At 63.6% G+C, this 16,037-nt stretch carries 15 protein-coding genes and 2 pseudogenes; 10 read left to right on the top strand and 7 right to left on the bottom strand.

Annotated features, from left to right (window positions below; genetic code table 11):
• Window positions 1-83: 83 nt before the first annotated feature.
• Window positions 84-859, top strand: a pseudogene (locus ACIU1A_RS14980) (FadR/GntR family transcriptional regulator).
• Between the two features lie 33 nt (window positions 860-892).
• Here the strand turns inward: ACIU1A_RS14980 and ACIU1A_RS14975 are convergent.
• Window positions 893-1,180 carry a DUF3175 domain-containing protein gene (locus ACIU1A_RS14975; protein WP_140499848.1) on the bottom strand — a complete coding sequence of 96 codons (288 nt, stop codon included), beginning with the start codon at window positions 1,178-1,180 and terminating at the stop codon, window positions 893-895.
• A 198-nt stretch (window positions 1,181-1,378) separates the two neighbouring features.
• Between ACIU1A_RS14975 and ACIU1A_RS14970 the strand changes: the two genes are divergently transcribed.
• From ACIU1A_RS14970 to ACIU1A_RS14940, 7 genes are all read left to right on the top strand, one after another.
• Window positions 1,379-2,623: an MFS transporter gene (locus tag ACIU1A_RS14970; RefSeq protein ID WP_140500151.1), complete on the top strand. Its 1,245-nt coding sequence runs from the start codon at window positions 1,379-1,381 to the stop codon at window positions 2,621-2,623.
• Between the two features lie 164 nt (window positions 2,624-2,787).
• Complete coding sequence (locus ACIU1A_RS14965) at window positions 2,788-3,816, top strand: LacI family DNA-binding transcriptional regulator (RefSeq protein WP_404927612.1); 1,029 nt, start codon at window positions 2,788-2,790, stop codon at window positions 3,814-3,816.
• A gap of 309 nt (window positions 3,817-4,125) precedes the next feature.
• Window positions 4,126-5,253: a sugar ABC transporter substrate-binding protein gene (locus tag ACIU1A_RS14960; protein WP_140515835.1), complete on the top strand. Its 1,128-nt coding sequence runs from the start codon at window positions 4,126-4,128 to the stop codon at window positions 5,251-5,253.
• A gap of 79 nt (window positions 5,254-5,332) precedes the next feature.
• Window positions 5,333-6,880: a sugar ABC transporter ATP-binding protein gene (locus tag ACIU1A_RS14955; RefSeq protein WP_404927611.1), complete on the top strand. Its 1,548-nt coding sequence runs from the start codon at window positions 5,333-5,335 to the stop codon at window positions 6,878-6,880.
• Between the two features lie 13 nt (window positions 6,881-6,893).
• A complete protein-coding gene (locus ACIU1A_RS14950; RefSeq protein ID WP_140499841.1) occupies window positions 6,894-7,874 on the top strand; it encodes an ABC transporter permease in 981 nt (326 codons plus the stop codon).
• Window positions 7,871-8,857 carry an ABC transporter permease gene (locus ACIU1A_RS14945; RefSeq protein ID WP_404927610.1) on the top strand — a complete coding sequence of 329 codons (987 nt, stop codon included), beginning with the start codon at window positions 7,871-7,873 and terminating at the stop codon, window positions 8,855-8,857. Before ACIU1A_RS14950 ends, ACIU1A_RS14945 begins: the two co-directional genes overlap by 4 nt.
• Before the next feature lie 69 nt (window positions 8,858-8,926).
• Complete coding sequence (locus ACIU1A_RS14940) at window positions 8,927-9,409, top strand: gluconokinase (protein ID WP_404927920.1); 483 nt, start codon at window positions 8,927-8,929, stop codon at window positions 9,407-9,409.
• A gap of 62 nt (window positions 9,410-9,471) precedes the next feature.
• Here the strand turns inward: ACIU1A_RS14940 and ACIU1A_RS14935 are convergent, their stop codons facing one another.
• Together ACIU1A_RS14935 and ACIU1A_RS14930 are read right to left on the bottom strand one after the other, a co-directional pair.
• Window positions 9,472-9,921, bottom strand: a complete 450-nt coding sequence (locus ACIU1A_RS14935) for an Rrf2 family transcriptional regulator (RefSeq protein WP_013530871.1) — start codon at window positions 9,919-9,921, stop codon at window positions 9,472-9,474.
• Between the two features lie 258 nt (window positions 9,922-10,179).
• Window positions 10,180-11,166, bottom strand: a complete 987-nt coding sequence (locus ACIU1A_RS14930; RefSeq protein ID WP_140499837.1) for a sulfate ABC transporter substrate-binding protein — start codon at window positions 11,164-11,166, stop codon at window positions 10,180-10,182.
• A 167-nt stretch (window positions 11,167-11,333) separates the two neighbouring features.
• On the opposite strand from ACIU1A_RS14930, the gene ACIU1A_RS14925 reads away from it, so the two are divergent.
• Both ACIU1A_RS14925 and ACIU1A_RS14920 read left to right on the top strand, forming a co-directional pair.
• Window positions 11,334-11,609 (top strand): antitoxin, encoded by a 276-nt coding sequence (locus tag ACIU1A_RS14925; protein WP_140562394.1) that lies wholly within the window; start codon window positions 11,334-11,336, stop codon window positions 11,607-11,609.
• Window positions 11,609-12,007, top strand: a pseudogene (locus ACIU1A_RS14920) (type II toxin-antitoxin system VapC family toxin). Before ACIU1A_RS14925 ends, ACIU1A_RS14920 begins: the two are co-directional and overlap by 1 nt.
• Window positions 12,008-12,021: 14 nt before the next feature.
• On the opposite strand, the gene ACIU1A_RS14915 reads toward ACIU1A_RS14920, so the two are convergent.
• The 4 genes from ACIU1A_RS14915 to ACIU1A_RS14900 form a co-directional block, all read right to left on the bottom strand.
• Complete coding sequence (locus ACIU1A_RS14915; RefSeq protein ID WP_140736543.1) at window positions 12,022-13,062, bottom strand: sulfate/molybdate ABC transporter ATP-binding protein; 1,041 nt, start codon at window positions 13,060-13,062, stop codon at window positions 12,022-12,024.
• 125 nt (window positions 13,063-13,187) lie between these two features.
• Entirely contained in the window at window positions 13,188-14,072 is an 885-nt protein-coding gene (gene cysW / locus ACIU1A_RS14910; RefSeq protein ID WP_140633929.1) for a sulfate ABC transporter permease subunit CysW, read from the bottom strand.
• Window positions 14,065-14,916, bottom strand: coding sequence for a sulfate ABC transporter permease subunit CysT (gene cysT / locus ACIU1A_RS14905; protein ID WP_404927609.1), 852 nt, complete (start codon window positions 14,914-14,916; stop codon window positions 14,065-14,067). The genes cysW and cysT overlap by 8 nt, the downstream gene beginning before the upstream one ends.
• Window positions 14,917-14,937: 21 nt before the next feature.
• Window positions 14,938-15,963, bottom strand: coding sequence for a sulfate ABC transporter substrate-binding protein (locus tag ACIU1A_RS14900; RefSeq protein WP_140516694.1), 1,026 nt, complete (start codon window positions 15,961-15,963; stop codon window positions 14,938-14,940).
• Window positions 15,964-16,037: the final 74 nt, after the last annotated feature.

Raw genomic sequence — 16,037 nt, 5'->3', positions numbered from 1 at the left:
TGAGCTGTGCACAGAAGCCGGCTTTGCGGGTGAACCCGCTTGCCGTGCTTGACAGCTTGCTCAATCCGGACTTTCTGGAGCCTATGCGGGACGCGAAGCCGAACAAGGAAAAATCGCCGGCAAAAGCGGCATCGGCCGAGCGTCAGGCCGGCGTTCGCCGCACCGATGCGGCGCGCATTCCGGGTTCCAGCGTGCACACCTCGCTGGCCAGCGAAATCGGGCTCAGGATCGTGCGCGGCGACTATCCGCCCGGCACCATCCTGCCCAACGAAGCCAAATGGTCGGAGACCTTCAGCGTCAGCCGCTCGGCGGTACGCGAGGCGATCAAGATGCTGATGGCCAAAAGCCTGCTCGCCTCGCGCCCGAAGATCGGCAGCTGGGTCGAGCCGAAAGAGCGTTGGAATCTGCTCGACCGCGACGTGCTTGCCTGGTACGCGACCTCGCCGGACCGCGAGGTATTTCTGAAGACCGTGCAGGAATTCCGCCACATCATCGAGCCGGAGGCATCCGCTTTGCCGCCATGCGGCGGACCGACGAGCAGATGGCCGAAATCAGCCAGGCCTGCCGCGAGATGGGCGAGGCACCAAGCCTGCAGGAGCGCACCCGCGCCGACACGCGCTTTCATCTCGCGATCCTGCGGGCGTCTGGCAACGACCTGCTGGTGCCGCTCGGGGTGCTGATCGAATCCGCCTTCGACCATCTCTTCACCTATACGACGCGGGAACTCGACGATTTGCAGCACGCACAGAAGATGCATGAGGCGATCGAGAAGAACATCCGCCTGCAGCGGCCCGACGCGGCGCGTGCCGCGGTGCGCAAGCTGCTCGCCAACACAGACGGCGTGATCAGGTCACGATAAGCCGTTCCAGGAATCCGTCACGCGGCTTTCTGCCTACTCTTCCTTCTCACGTCCGAACGCCGCGCGCAGTTCGTCCTTGGCGTCCTCGAGCACCTTCTTCTGCTTCGCCGGCAGGTTCTTGCCGGCACGGTTGATGTAGAAGTTCAGCATCGACATGGCGGACTGGAACGGTTCGGCCTTGCGCCGGTCGCTGTGTTCGGCCGACCGCTTGAGCGAAGCCGCGATCTTCTTCGGGTCGTGGGATTCGAAGACATGGTCTTCGAGATCCATGGCATTGCTGTGCTCGGTCACCTCAGCCGACCATTTCCGTTTCGCGGTCATGGCAATCTCCTTCGCGTTGAGCCGATTGCAAAACGTCCTTCATCGTCGCACGTTCCGGTGAGCCCGGAACCGGCGAACCCTGGAACCATGGAATTACCCACGTGGCGCTGCTCGGCGCCGCGAATGCGCCGATAGTGGTGGAAGGACCGTCGGCCGCTAGGCCGCATGACCGCGACAATGGTCAATGTCGATGACGGAATGGGAAACAGCTTGGCCTCGATCTTCTCCTCACCAGCAGCCGGCAATGCGGTCGTCGACAGCTCGCATGCATGGATACGGCTGGCGGTGTCGATGCTTTTGTCGACAGTCGGCGGCGTCGGCATGTGGGCCGTGGTCGTGGTGCTGCCGGCCGTGCAGGCCGAGTTCGGCGTCGACAGGGCCGACGCCGCTCTGCCCTACACCGCGACCATGGTCGGCTTTGCCGCCGGAAACGTTCTGGTCGGGCGCGCCATCGACCGTGTCGGCTACTGGATCCCGGCGCTTGTTTCCTCGATGGCGCTGGTTGCCGGCTTCCTGCTGGCGGCGCTGTCGACCTCGATCCTGCAGTTCACGCTCGCCCAGGGCCTGCTGATCGGGGTCGGTACATCGGCGATCTTCGGGCCGCTGATCGCTGACATCTCGCACTGGTTCAACCGCCGGCGCGGCGTCGCCGTGGCGGCGGCCGCGGCCGGCAGCTATCTCGCCGGAACGATCTGGCCTACCGTCATGCCACCCCTGATGAAGGCGGAAGGCTGGCGCTTCACCTATGTGGCCATCGGCATCTTCTGCCTGGCGACCATGGTGCCGCTGGTGCTGATGCTGCGGCGCGGCGCCCCGATCGCGGCCGCCGGTTCCGCGGGCAGCCGGCTGGTGCAGCCGATCTCGTTGTCGCCAACGGCACTCCAGGTGCTGCTCGTCATTGCTGGTCTTGGCTGCTGCGTGGCGATGTCGATGCCGCAGGTGCATATCGTGGCCTATTGCATGGATCTTGGCTACGGCGTCGCGCATGGCGCCGACATGCTGTCGATCATGATGGCGGCCGGCGTGGTCAGCCGCGTGGCTTCGGGCTTCGTTGCCGACCGCATCGGCGGAGTGAAGACCCTGCTTATCGGCTCGGTGCTGCAATGCCTGTCACTGTTCTTTTACATTCCCTTCGACGGGCTTGCCTCGCTCTATGTCGTTTCGCTGGTCTTCGGCCTGTCGCAGGGTGGCATCGTGCCCTGCTATGCGATCATCGTGCGGGAATACATGCCCGCCAGGGAGGCCGGCCAACGCGTCGGCATCGTCATCATGGCGACCATTTTCGGCATGGCGATCGGCGGCTGGATGTCGGGCTGGATCTACGACCTGACCGGCTCCTACGCCGCCGCGTTCCTGAACGGCATCGCCTGGAACCTGCTGAACATCTTGGTGATGGTGCTGGTGCTTTGGAAGGCAAGACGCGGCGCAACGGCGATGGCCTGAGGCAGAGCGAAAGCACTCGCCCGCAAGCGCCTCGGCTTGACAACGGGCCGGGGCTGCGCGACGCCAGAGGCGAGTGGTGCGGCACAGGCTGGTGAAATGGCGACAGCAACGTCGATCGTATTGCGGCAGCGCCTTGGCGGCCAGGCACCGCATGGAGCCTGTCCTTGATCAAGCCGCGCTCGCGCCGAGGCGGCGGCCGCCCGACCATATCAGACGTCGCGCGCAAGGCGGGCGTAGGCGCCATCACCGTGTCCCGTGCTTTGCGCGAGCCGGAGCGGGTCTCGCAGGACCTGCGCCGCCAGATCCAGGCCGCCGTCGACGAGCTCGGTTACGTGCCGGATCCCAACGCGCGGGCGCTGGCCTCGGCCCGCGCCGAGGTGTTCGGCGTGCTGGTGCCGTCGCTTACCAACAACGTCTTTGCCGAGGTGGTGCGTGGCATCTATGACAGCCTGTCGGATAGCGCCTTCCGCATCCAGCTCGGCAACACCCACTATTCCGGCCTCGAGGAAGAACGGCTGCTGCAGGTGTTCGGGCCGCAAAGGCCGGCGGCGCTGATCGTGGCCGGCATCGACCAGACTCCGGCCTCGCGAAAACTGCTGGAGAACGCAGGCTGCCCGGTGGTGCAGGTCATGGAAACCGGCCCGGATCCGGTCGATATGATGGTCGGCTTCTCGCATCTGGACGGGGGCAGGGCGGCGACTGAGCATCTGCTCGAAGCAGGTTATCGCCGCATCGGATTCATCGGCGCGCGCATGGATCCGCGCTCGCAGCGGCGCTTGGCCGGATACCGCATGACAGTGGAGAAAGCCGGCCTATTCGATCCACGACTGATCACCACCACGCCGGTGCCGTCCAGTGTGACGCTGGGACGCGAACTTTTCCGCGACGCGCTGGCCAAGATGCCGACGCTCGACGGCGTATTCTGCAACAATGACGACATCGCGCTAGGCGCGCTGTTCGAGTGTCATCGCGCTTCGATCGGTGTGCCCAAGAGGATCGGCATCGTCGGCTTCAACGATCTCGACATGATGCAGGTGGCGTTTCCCTCCGTCACCAGCATCCGCACGCCCCGCTACGAGATCGGACGGCGGGCAGTGGCCATGGCGCTGGCGGCGATAGGAGGCGAGCCTCCGCAGCAGCGCGTCGTGGATCTCGGTTTCGAACTCATGCGCCGCGAGAGCACGGCGCGCTGAACACGCTTTCGCGATCAAGAGAAAGGGCGCTTTACACACCGTTCATGGTAGCGCTACCGTCGTCGTCGGACAGAAAAGAGAAATGCAACGGTACGGCGCCTGTCTATTATACATAAGCGACAACTAATTCTTGTTTATTATGTATAATATGCTATTTTCCCAGCAACCTGGGAACGACGGGGGAGGAGGCATCGCATAGACCATTGGCCATCGGAAAGGCAGGTACGGCAAGGCAGGAGGAGCCGGAGCCGACCGTGCGAAATTCACATCGCGAAACGACGTCAGAATTACAAAATGGGAGGATTATCGATGATCAAGTCACTGGTAGGTGGCATCGTTGCCGCCAGCGCATTCGTCATGCTCAACTCGGCCGCCATGGCCGCCGGCCCCGAGATCGTGCCGGGCCCGGCCGCCCAAGCCGACTGCTTCGCGCCTTGGAGCGCGGACACGAAATTCTTCAAATATCCCAAAAAGGAAGGCCCATACCGCATCGCCTTCGCCAATGGCTATATCGCCAACACCTGGCGCATCCAGATGGTGCAGACCGCAAAGGCCTATGCCGCCCAGCCGGACGTCAAAGCCAAGATCAAGGAATTCAAGGTCGTCTCGACCGGCGAGGACGTGCCGGCGCAGATCTCGGCGATCAACAACTTCATCGATTCCGGCTATGACGCGATCGTCACCGACGCGCAGAACCCGACCGCCTTCGGCCCGGTCATCAAGCGCGCCAAGCAGGCTGGCATCGTGCTGGTCGCCTTCGACAACATCCTCGACACCAAGGATGCCATCAACGTCAATGTGGACCAGAAGGGCCTCGGCGAATTGTGGGCCAAATGGCTGGTCGCGAAGGTGCCGAATGGCGGCAAGATTCTCGAAGTGCGCGGCGTTGCCGGCACCTCCGTCGATACCGATCGCCACAACGGCATCCACGAGGTGCTCGACGCTTCCGGCAAGAAATGGGACGTCACCGAAGTCGCCGGCAAGTGGGACGACGGCGTGGCACAGAAGGTCACCGCCGACGCGATCGCTACCAACGGGCCATTCGACGGCATCACCGGCCAGGGCGGCGACACCGGCATCGTGCAGGCGATGATCGACGCCAAGCATCCGTTTGTGCCCTTTGGCGGTGAAACCGAAAACGGCTTCCGTAAGTTCTGCGCGGCGCATTCGGCCGACGGGTTGAAGTGCTCTTCCGCGGGCTCGGGCCCGGCCCAGGTCGCCGTCGCCATCAAGACCGCGATTGCAGCGCTCGAAGGCGAAGTGGTGCCGCAAGAGGTGAAGCTGCCGCTGGCGATCGCCGAAGATCCGAACATGAAGGAAGGCACGGATTACTTCCCGAAAGAGTCGGACAATTTCTTCGTCGGCAACTCCTTCCCGACCTGCGGCATCAACTTCAGCGCCCAGGAAATCATGGGTCAGACCAAGGAAAATCAGTAGTTTCCAGTGGATATCGTTTCGGCGCCGCGGCTAAGCCGCGGCGCCGGTTCTTGAATGTTCGAGCGCCCTGGGAGGGTTGATGGACGGTGCGGCTCCGCTCTTGCGCATGGAAGGCATATCGAAGCGCTATGGCGGCGTGCGGGCGCTGGAGAAGGCCGACCTGTCGGTCGAGGCCGGCAGCATCCACGCCATCCTCGGCGAAAACGGCGCCGGCAAGTCGACGCTGATCAAGATCATGGCGGGCGTCGTTGCGCCCGACGAGGGCCGCATGGTGCTGGACGGGCGAGAGGCGACCTTCGCCTCGCCGGGCGCCGCGAACAAGGCCGGCATAGTTTGCATCTTCCAGGAGTTGTCGCTGATTCCCGAACTCAGCGTCGCCGACAACATCGTCATATCCGATCCGCCGAAACGCTTCGGCATGATCGACCGCAAGGCGCAGCGGCGCATCGCCGAGGACGCGCTGGCGCGTGCGGGAGCATCCGACATTCATCCGCTGGCGCTGGTCAAGGACCTGCCGCTGTCACGCCGGCAGATGGTCGAGATCGCCAAGGCATTGGCCAGGAAGCCACGCATCCTGATCCTCGACGAGGCGACCTCGGCACTGACGGCGGCGGATGTGTCGAAGATCTTCGCTGTGCTGAAGCGGCTGCGTTCGGAAGGGCTGGCGCTGCTCTACATCTCGCACCGCATGAACGAGATCGCCGAATTGGCGGACCAGTGCACGGTGTTCCGCAACGGCCGCAATGTCGCCAGCTATCCCGCCGGCTCGAAGAGCGACAGTGAAGTCGTCGAACTGATGATCGGGCGCGAATACAGCCATATCTTCCCGCCCAAGCCGACATTCGCGCCGGCCACCACCGCGCCGGTGCTCGAAGCCCGCAAGCTCTCCTGGACGGATCGCCTGCACAACATCTCGCTGTCGGTCAGGGCAGGCGAGGTGGTCGGCCTCGGCGGCCTCGACGGGCAGGGCCAACGCGAATTGCTGCTCGCTTTCTTCGGCGTCCTGCGTGGCCTTTCCGGCCAGATCCTGGTCGACGGTAAGCCAGTGGGCATCGCCAGCCCCGCCGCCGCACGCGAGAACGGCATCGGCATGGCGCTCATTCCCGAGGATCGCAAGACCGAAGGCCTGATGCTGCCGATGACGGTGCGCGAGAACCTGTCTTTCGCCTCGCTCGACCGGCTGTCGAAAGGCGGCATAATAGACCGCGCCGCCGAGCAGCGGCTTATCGACGACATGGTCGGCCTGCTGGCGATCAAGACGGCCGGCCTCGACATTCCGGTCGGCGCGTTGTCGGGCGGCAACCAGCAGAAGGTCGTCATCGCCAAATGGCTGATGCGCCAGCCGCGCATCATCCTGCTCAACGATCCGACGCGCGGCATCGATGTCGGCACCAAGCAGGAGCTGTATCAGCTGATGCGCAAGCTGGCGGACGCGGGGGCGGCAATCCTGTTCTATTCGACCGACTATGACGAGCTGATCGGCTGCTGCGACCGTGTGCTGGTGCTCTATGACGGGGCGGTCAAGCGCGAATTGGTGGGCACCGAAATCACCGAACGGGCTCTGATATCAAGCGCGCTCAACATGCCTGGCGGGGATAGCCCGGTGAACCGGGGAGCGAACGCGTGAAAGGGATTTTGGCGTGAAGGATTGGCGCTACTGGTTGGCGGAGCAGCGCGGAACGCTGCTGGCGCTTGGCATCTTCATCGTCATGTTCGTCATCTACACCGCGAACCATCCGGCCGGCTTCACCGCCAATGTCGTGCAGACGGCGGCCAACAAGGGCGTGCTGCTGGCCTTCGTCGCCATGGCGCAGACGCTGGTGGTGATCACCGCGGGCATCGACCTTTCCGTCGGCATGATCTTCCTGTTGACCAACTGCCTGGCCTCGTGGCTGGTGGTGGGCACGCCGGTGCAGACGGCGCTTGGCGTGTTGGCGGTACTGGCCGTCGGACTGCTGTGCGGGGCGATCAATGGCGCCATAGTCATCTACGGGCGGCTGCAGCCGATCGTAGCCACGATCGCCACCGGCGCGGTCTATTATGGCATCGGGCTTCTACTGCGGCCGTTCCCGGGCGGATCGGTCAACGAGGATCTGGCCGACGCGCTGACGGGCCGTGTGTTTGACGTGGTGCCGGCCAGCATGGTTGTGCTCCTGGCCGTCGTGCTGGTGATCTGGGTGCCGTTCAGCCGTTCGGTGCTTGGCCGCGCGGCCTATGCGGCAGGGTCGTCGGAAATGGCGGCCTACATGTCAGGCGTGCCCATCCGGCGCGGCAAGTTCGCAGCCTATACGCTGGCGGGGCTGCTGGCCTCGATCGGCGGCCTGTTCCTGACGTTCTTCACCTATACGGGCGAAGCGGCCTATGCCAGCGGCAACTCCTACACACTGTTTTCCATTGCCGCCGTGGTGCTGGGCGGCGTCTCGCTGTTCGGCGGCAAGGGGAGTGCCATTGGCGCGATCTTCGGCGCGCTCGCCTTCCGCACCATCGGCGATCTGTTGTTCGTCTTCGATTTCGATCCGCTGTGGCAGCCGCTGTTCCAGGGCGTTATCCTGCTGATCGCCGTCAGCCTCGGCGCCTTCGCCCTGTTTCGGGTCCGCAACCGGCTGGAGTGGTTCCTGTGAGCGAGACGACATTGGGCGGCATTGCCGGCCGCATGCCGAAATTCATTCGCCGCGCCGACCCCGCGGTGTTGACGGCCTTTGCCTGCATCGTGGTCCTGCTCCTGCTGGGCAGTCTTTATTCGCGCAGCTTCCTGTCGCCTGAATATCTCTTGCAGCAGCTCAAGATGGCCTCGTTTCTCGGCGTCATCGCCACCGGCATGATGCTGGTCATCCTGCTCGGCCAGATCGACCTGTCGGTGCCGTGGTCGGTGGCGGCGGGCGCGATGATGGCTTGCGCCGCTGCCGCGTATGGCCCGGCCGGCGTTGCGTTGGCCATTCCATTCGGCATCCTGTGCGGGGTGCTGATCGGCATCGTCAACGGCATCGGCGTCGCCTATCTGCGCATTCCCTCCATGATCATCACCCTCGCCACCAACGCCGTCGCGCAAGGGCTGATGGTGGTCTACACCGGCGGCTTCTCGCCCCAGGATTCGGCCACCGGCGCCATGCGCTACCTGGTTACCGGCTTTGCCATTCCGGGAGTTCCCAACGCGGTCATCATCTGGGCGCTGATCGGCGCCGCGATGGTGTTCGTTCTGACCCGCACCGGCTTTGGCCGCACCGTCTACGGCATCGGCAACCGCGAGCGTGCCGCCTACCTCTCCGGCATCGACACAAGGCGCGTGGTGATGATCGCCTTTGCCGTCTCCGGCGGGCTCTCCGCCTTCGGCGGGGTGCTGCTTGCCGGCTACGCCTCCAAGGCGGCGCAGTCGATGGGCGACGCCTATCTCCTGCCGTCGATCGCGGCCGTCGTGCTGGGCGGCACCTCGATCCTTGGCGGGCGCGGCTCCTATCTCGGCACTGTCGCCGGCGTCATCCTGATCACGCTCCTGCAATCCATACTGTCGGTCATGCAGATGCCGGAGGCGGGTAGGCAGATCATCTACGGCGTCGTCATCGTCGCCATGCTGCTGCTCTACGGCCGCGCGCCGGCAAGCCGCTAGACCATCGTGGCGGAAAGGACAGTTCAATCGCCGACAGGCACCAACGGGCCGGCGCCGGTCATCGTGGCAATGGGCGTCGCCGGCTGCGGCAAGTCGGCCGTCGGCATGGCGCTCGCGGAGAGACTGGGCGCCGTCTTCATCGAAGGCGACCGGCTGCATCCATCGGAAAACGTCGCACGCATGGCCAGAGGCGAGCCGCTGACGGACACTTTGCGCGAGGGATGGCTCGATGCGATCGGCGAGCGCATCGCGGCCTCGGCCGGCAACGGGCAGGGCGTTGTCGCCGCCTGCTCGGCGCTGAAGCGAAGCTATCGTGAACGACTGCGCGGCTTCCGCCGTGACATCGTCTTCCTTTACCTAGAGATCGATCCGGCCATGGCGAGGCTGCGGGTCGCCAGCCGCAAGGGCCATTTCATGCCGGCAAGCCTGGTCGACAGCCAGTTCGCCATTCTCGAGCCACCGGCGGCGGATGAGCGGGCGCTGACGCTCGATGCGACGCGCCCGATCGCCGACCTCGTCGCCGAGGCGGTGCGCATGACGCGGCGGTTCTGAACCTTGATCGGCGCCATACCGGCATGCGACTTACGCCGGCAAGTGCGGCGCATGCGCAGGATCTAGATCTGCGACGTCAACTCGACCGGAAAATCATCATTGTCGGCATCGCGCATGGCGGCAAGGCTGCGGTTGTCCAGCACCTCGGCGATTGCCTGGCGCACCTCGAGCATCATGTGCCGGACCTGGCACGTCGCTTCGTCGCAATCCTCGCAGCGCTGATACTGCGTGCGGCTGGCGCATGGGATCGGCGCCAGCGGCCCGTCCAGCACACGCACCACATGGCCGATCTTGATCTCCGAGGCCGGGCGGGCGAGGCGATAGCCGCCTTCCTTGCCTTTGCGGCTCTGGACGAAGCCGGCATTGCGCAGCTCGCCCAGAATGGCATCGAGGAATTTTTTCGGGATGTTGTTGGCGACCGCTATGTCGTTGACGAAGGCCAATTGGCCAGCCGGCAAGCCGGACAGATGCACGAGGGCCTTGAGGCCATATTTGCCTTTTTTAGTCAGCATGCCCGAGTCAACCCATGAAGCCCCAACAATCCGCATCTGGCGGCTGTTTGTGTGCAAATGATGACGGGGCTTGTGGAGCGCTGCCGTTTCGCGAACAAGCCGATTTGTCGGCACGTTAGGCGCAAACGCGTTGATTCTTCGTAACCTTTTGCGCGGCTGGCGTCGTATTTGCCATATTTTGCCGCAAACGGCGAAAGCCGGCAAAGCGCCGGCTTTCCTGATTTGCTTACCGTAACGTGCTATCGCGCCGCGAAAACCTTATCGGCTGCCATAGGCCTGGTCGAGCAGGCCGCCGGCGGCGAAATGCTCTTTCTGGATGTTGTCCCAGCCACCGAAGACGTTTTCCACCGTCAGCAGGCGCACGTCCGGGAAGTCGGCCTTGTGTTTGGCGGCGACGGCCGTGTCGCGGGCGCGCAGGCCATTGTCAGCGGCGATGTCCTGCCCCTCGGGCGTATAGAGGAAATCGAGATAGCTTTTGGCCAGATCACGCGTGCCATGTTCGTCGGCGACCTTGTCGACGATCGCCACCGGGAATTCTGCCAGCAGGCTGACGGAAGGCGTGACCTGCTCGAATTTGTCGTCGCCATACTCCTTGCGGATGCCGCGGGTTTCGGATTCGAACGTGATCAGCACGTCACCGATCTCGCGCTGCACGAAAGTGGTGGTGGCTGCGCGCCCGCCGGTGTCGAAGATCGGCACGTTGTTGAACAACTTGGTGATGAATTCCTTCACCTTGGCGTCGTCGCCCTTGAAGGCCTCCTTGGCGTAGGCGGTCGCCGCCAGATAGGTGTAGCGCGCATTGCCCGAGGTTTTCGGGTTGGGGAAGATCACCTGCACGTCGTCGCGCACCAGGTCGTTCCAATCCTTGATGTGCTTGGGGTTGCCCGCCCGCACCAGGAAGGACGGCAGCGAATAGAAGGGCGAGGCGTTGTCGGGAAAATCCTTCTGCCAGTCGGCCGAGACGAGGCCCTTCTTGACCAGGAAGTCGATGTCGGTGACCTGGTTGAAGGTGACGACATCAGCGCCGAGCCCTTCGGCGATGGCGCGTGCCTGAGCCGAGGTGCCGGCATGCGACTGGTCGATGCTCACGCCCGGGTGCTTCTCGATGAATGCCTTGTTGACCTGGACGAACAGTTCGCGGCCGACGTCATAGGAGGCGTTGAGCAGCTTGTCGGCAGACCAGGCTTGGGAAGATGCGAGGAACAGGCCGGCGACGGTGGCGACGCCGAGGAGAAATCGCTTCATGAAATAAGGCTCCGTGTAGTGCTTAATCACCTCACCATAGTCCTGCGCCACTTGCCCGACGAGGCACGTGCAATAGTTTCGCGGTGCCACCGTAAGAAAAAATGTCGTCATGAACGCTGTCATTAGAATTTTGTTCCGCCCAATATGCACATAAAAAGGAGGCAACCATGCCCCAACACCGCCATTCAACAACGCGGCCGTCGAAGGAGGCGAAGCTGTTTCGCAATAACCGCAGCCAGGCGGTGCGCATTCCTGTCGAGTTCGAGCTCCCCGGCGAGAAGGTCCTGATCAGCCGTGAAGGCGACCGCCTTGTCATTGAGCCGATCCGCAAAGCTGGGCTCGGCGCGTTGCTCGCCCAATGGGCAAACGAGCCGCCGCTCGGCCCCGAGGACGATCTTCCCGAAATCAATGATGCGCCAGTCGAATCCGAGGACATTTTTTGATGCGGTTTATGCTGGACACCAACATCATCAGTGACATGATTCGAAATCCGGCTGGCAAAGCGGCCAATGCAGTGGAGCGCGAGGGAGACGACGCCATTTGCACAAGTATCGTGGTTGCCTCGGAATTGCGATATGGCTGTGCCAGGAAGGGATCAACCAAGCTGCTCAAAAAAGTCGAGCAATTGCTGGCCGAGATTCCGGTCTTGCCGCTCGATGTACCGGCGGATGCAGAGTATGGCGCCCTTCGTGCAGAACTGGAGGCCGCCGGCCAACCCATTGACCATACGACCTTTTTATTGCTGCGCACGCCTGCGCTGTGGGCATCACTTTGGTAACGGCCAATACGGGCGAGTTCATGCAGAATCCGCAACCTGAAGATCGAGAACTGGCTGGAGTAGTGCTCGGTCTAATATCAGGCAGCCGGAAACAGCTTCCAGCGGCCCGGGCGGAACGCTACCCGGCTCTTCTGCGCCGCGGGATGGTCGACGGGCAGCTCGATCTCGACGCGCTGGCGTTCGCCGCCGATCTCGAGTTCCACCCGGCGGGTACCGGCGACGCGGCGGCTGGCGACCACCGTGCCGGCGATGCAGCCAGAGCAGCCGCTCAGCAATTCGACGTCGTGCGGGCGGAAGTACAGCCTGGCATTGCCGCTGGCGGCCTCCGGCGCCGACAGCCCGATCGGGCGATCGGCGAGCCAGACCTCGCCATTCTCAACCTTGACGGGAAGCGAGCTCGATTCGCCGATGAAGCCATAGACGAAAGGCGAGTTCGGCCTGTCATAGATGTCGTCGGCTGTGCCGACCTGCTCGATGCGGCCCTGGCTCATCACCACGACGCGGTCGGCAAGCTCCAGCGCCTCTTCCTGGTCGTGGGTGACGAAGACGGTGGTGTGGCCGGTGGCGTCATGGATGTCGCGCAGCCAGCGGCGCAGTTCCCGGCGCACCTGCGCGTCGAGCGCGCCGAACGGCTCGTCGAGCAGAAGCACTTTGGGTTCGATCGCCATGGCGCGGGCCAGCGCGACGCGCTGGCGCTGGCCACCGGATAGCTGCGCCGGATAGCGCTTCTCCAGGCCCGAGAGCTGGACCAAGTCGAGCAGCTCGGAGGCGCGGCGGCGGATCTCCTGCGCCGGCGGCCGCGTCGAGCCCTGCCGGACCTTGAGGCCGAAGCCGATATTGTCCGAGACCGTCATGTGCCGGAACAGCGCGTAGTGCTGGAAGACGAAGCCGACATTGCGCTCCTGGATCGATTTGTGCGAGGCGTCCTCGTCGCCGAAGAAGATCTTGCCGCGCGTCGGCCGCTCCAGCCCGGCAATCAGCCGCAGCAGCGTCGTCTTGCCCGAGCCCGACGGCCCCAGCAACGCGATCAGCTCGCCCGACTTGATGTCGAGCGACACGTCATGGAGCGCGGGAAACCGCTCGAACTCCTTGCGCACATTGGCAACGCGAACTTCCATCAACAGTCCCTTTGTAGTGGCTGCATGCCGTTATCCCAAAACCGGTTCCCGCTTTTGGGCGACATGTCTTTTGTTTCATGCATGCCGTTATCCCAAAACCGGTTTCCACGTTTGGGCGACATGCATCAATGTCCACGCGCGGCGGCGATCTCGGCGCCGTAACGCATCTCGAGCAGTGTCTTCAGGACCAGCGTCACCAGCGCCAGGCCGGCCAGCAGCGAGGCGACGGCAAAGGCGCCGACGGCGTTGTATTCATTGTAGAGGATTTCGACATGCAGCGGCATGGTGTTGGTCAGGCCGCGTATGTGGCCCGACACCACCGAGACCGCGCCGAACTCGCCCATGGCGCGCGCATTGCACAAGAGCACGCCGTAGAGCAGCCCCCATTTGACGTTGGGCAGCGTCACATACCAGAAGGCCTGCCAGCCATTGGCGCCGAGCGACAGCGCGGCCTCCTCGTCGCCATTGCCCTGCTCCTGCATCAGCGGGATCAGCTCGCGGGCCACGAAGGGGAAGGTGACGAAGATGGTGGCCAGCACAATGCCGGGCACGGCGAACAGGATGACGATGCCGTGCGCCTTCAGCCAGGCGCCGAGCAGCCCCTGGGCGCCGAACAGAAGCACATAGACCAGGCCCGAGATGACCGGCGAGACCGAGAACGGCAGGTCGATCAGCGTGGTCAGGAAGGCCTTGCCCTTGAACTCGAACTTGGCGATCGCCCAGGCGGCCGAGATGCCGAAGACGACATTGAGCGGCACCGAGATCGCCGCCACCAGCAGCGTCAGCCGGATCGCCGAGCGCGTATCGGGATTGCCGAGCGCCTCGGTGTAGGCGCCGACGCCCTTGGCGAAGGCTTCGTTGAAGACGATGATCAGCGGCAACAGCAGGAAGATGCCGAGGAAGGCGAAGGCGATCGCCATCAGCACGGCCTGCGCCGGGCGGCTTTCGGTCACCGCCGCCGAGCGGCTGTCGTGATGCGGCTCGTAGGATTTGATCTCCGGATCAGCCATAGCGCTTGCGGCTCCATGTCTGCGCCAGGTTGACGATGAGCAGCATCAGGAACGACAGCGCCAGCATGATCGCGGCGATGGCGGTCGCCGCCGGGTAATTGTACTCCTCCAGCCGGATGACGATCAAAAGCGGCGCGATCTCGGACTTGTAGGGCAGGTTGCCGGCGATGAAGATGACCGAGCCGTATTCGCCGACGCCGCGCGCGAAGGCCAGCGCGAAGCCGGTGACGATGGCCGGCGCCAGGCCCGGGAACAGCACCCGGGTGACGATCTGGAAGCGGCTGGCGCCGAGCGTGGCGGCGGCCTCCTCCACCTCCTTGTCGATCTCCTCCATGATCGGCTGCACGGTGCGCACGACGAAGGGCAGGCCGATGAAGACCAGCGCGATGACGATGCCGAGCGGGGTGTAGGCGACCTTGAGCCCAAGCGGCAGCAACAGCTTGCCGATCCAGCCATTGGGCGCGTAGAGCGTGGTCAGCGCGATGCCGGCCACCGCCGTCGGCAGCGCGAAGGGCAGGTCGACCATGGCATCGACGATGCGGCGGCCGGGAAAGCGGTAGCGCACCAGCACCCAGGCGACCAGCGTGCCGAACACGACATTGACGGCGGCCGCGACAAAGGCGGTGCCGAAGCTGATGCGGAGTGCGTTGATGGTGCGCCGGTCGGTGGCGATCGCCCAGAAATCGGTCCAACCCAGCGCCGCAGAGCGCCAGACCAGCCCCGACAGCGGAATGAGGATGATGAGGGTAAGGTAGGCAAGCGAGAAGCCGAGCGTCAATCCGAAACCCGGAATGACGCTCGGCTGTCGAAACCGCCAACCCGCCCGAGCGGGTGCTGTGATCATATCGTCCTGAATATCGACTGCTTACTGGGGCTTGTAGATCTGGTCGAATATACCACCATCGCCGAAATGGTAAGGCTGTGCTTTCTTCCAGCCGCCGAATTGTGGGTCGTCGATGGTGACCAGCTTGATCGGCGGTAGCTTGGCCAGGTCCTCTGCCGGCACCAGATCGGGCTTGGCCGGACGATAGTGGTTCTTGGCGATGATCGTCTGCGCCTCCTTGGAATAGAGCCAGCCCAGATAGGCTTCGGCGACCTTGCGCGTGCCCTTGGCATCGACATTGGCGTCGACCAAAGCGACCGGCGGCTCGGCTAGGATCGAGGTCGGGGGATAGACGATATCGAAATTTTCGGCGCCGAACTCGTCGAGCGCTAGATAGGCCTCGTTTTCCCAGGCAATCAGCACGTCGCCTAGGCCCTTTTGCGCGAAGGTCACCGTCGAGCCGCGCGCACCGGTATCGAGCACCGGAGCGTTGGCATAGAGCTTGCCGACGAACTCCTTCGTCTTGGCCTCGTCGCCACCGTCATTGGCGTTGGCATAAGCCCAGGCGGCGAGATAGTTCCAGCGTGCGCCGCCCGATGTCTTCGGGTTGGGCGTAATCACCTGGACGCCGTCCTTGACCAGGTCGTTCCAGTCGTGGATGCCCTTGGGGTTTCCTTTGCGGACGAGGAAGATGATGGTCGAGGTGTAGGGTGCCGAATTGTTCTCGAATTTCGTGCGCCAGTCCGGATTGATCTTTTTCGACTTGGAGACGATGGCGTTGATATCGCCTTCGAGCGCCAGCGTCACCACGTCGGCGTCGAGGCCGTCGATCACGGCCCGGGCCTGTGCGCCCGATCCACCGTGCGACTGCTGTATGGTGACCGTTTCCCCTGTCTCGGCTTTCCAGTGAGCGGCGAAGGCCTCGTCATAAGCCTTGTAGAGCTCGCGTGTCGGATCGTACGACACGTTGAGAATGGTGGTATCGGCGAACGCGAAACCGAGCGTGCCGAACTGGACAGACGTGGCGACCAGTGCGCCGAGCAGTCTCCTGAAACGAGGTTTGGTCATTTCTGCCTCCGTTGAACCCACGTCAAATCTACCGAATTGGTAGAATTTAGATGCATTAAATGTTGCCTTTTTTG

This window comes from Mesorhizobium maamorense, assembly GCF_044998965.1.
Lineage (GTDB): Bacteria > Pseudomonadota > Alphaproteobacteria > Rhizobiales > Rhizobiaceae > Mesorhizobium.
Note: the sequence above shows the minus strand (reverse complement) of the source record. Positions and strands in the feature narration are given on the sequence as shown.

Excerpts from the sequence above, each read along its gene's own strand:
- ACIU1A_RS14915 (WP_140736543.1), bottom strand. The coding sequence starts at position 13,062 with ATGGAAGTTCGCGTTGCCAATGTGCGCAAGGAGTTCGAGCGGTTTCCC.
- ACIU1A_RS14970 (WP_140500151.1), top strand. The coding sequence starts at position 1,379 with ATGGGAAACAGCTTGGCCTCGATCTTCTCCTCACCAGCAGCCGGCAAT.
- ACIU1A_RS14960 (WP_140515835.1), top strand. The coding sequence starts at position 4,126 with ATGATCAAGTCACTGGTAGGTGGCATCGTTGCCGCCAGCGCATTCGTC.
- ACIU1A_RS14930 (WP_140499837.1), bottom strand. The coding sequence starts at position 11,166 with ATGAAGCGATTTCTCCTCGGCGTCGCCACCGTCGCCGGCCTGTTCCTC.
- ACIU1A_RS14975 (WP_140499848.1), bottom strand. The coding sequence starts at position 1,180 with ATGACCGCGAAACGGAAATGGTCGGCTGAGGTGACCGAGCACAGCAAT.
- ACIU1A_RS14900 (WP_140516694.1), bottom strand. The coding sequence starts at position 15,963 with ATGACCAAACCTCGTTTCAGGAGACTGCTCGGCGCACTGGTCGCCACG.
- ACIU1A_RS14940 (WP_404927920.1), top strand. The coding sequence starts at position 8,927 with ATGGGCGTCGCCGGCTGCGGCAAGTCGGCCGTCGGCATGGCGCTCGCG.
- ACIU1A_RS14935 (WP_013530871.1), bottom strand. The coding sequence starts at position 9,921 with ATGCTGACTAAAAAAGGCAAATATGGCCTCAAGGCCCTCGTGCATCTG.
- ACIU1A_RS14925 (WP_140562394.1), top strand. The coding sequence starts at position 11,334 with ATGCCCCAACACCGCCATTCAACAACGCGGCCGTCGAAGGAGGCGAAG.
- cysW (WP_140633929.1), bottom strand. The coding sequence starts at position 14,072 with ATGGCTGATCCGGAGATCAAATCCTACGAGCCGCATCACGACAGCCGC.
- cysT (WP_404927609.1), bottom strand. The coding sequence starts at position 14,916 with ATGATCACAGCACCCGCTCGGGCGGGTTGGCGGTTTCGACAGCCGAGC.
- ACIU1A_RS14955 (WP_404927611.1), top strand. The coding sequence starts at position 5,333 with ATGGACGGTGCGGCTCCGCTCTTGCGCATGGAAGGCATATCGAAGCGC.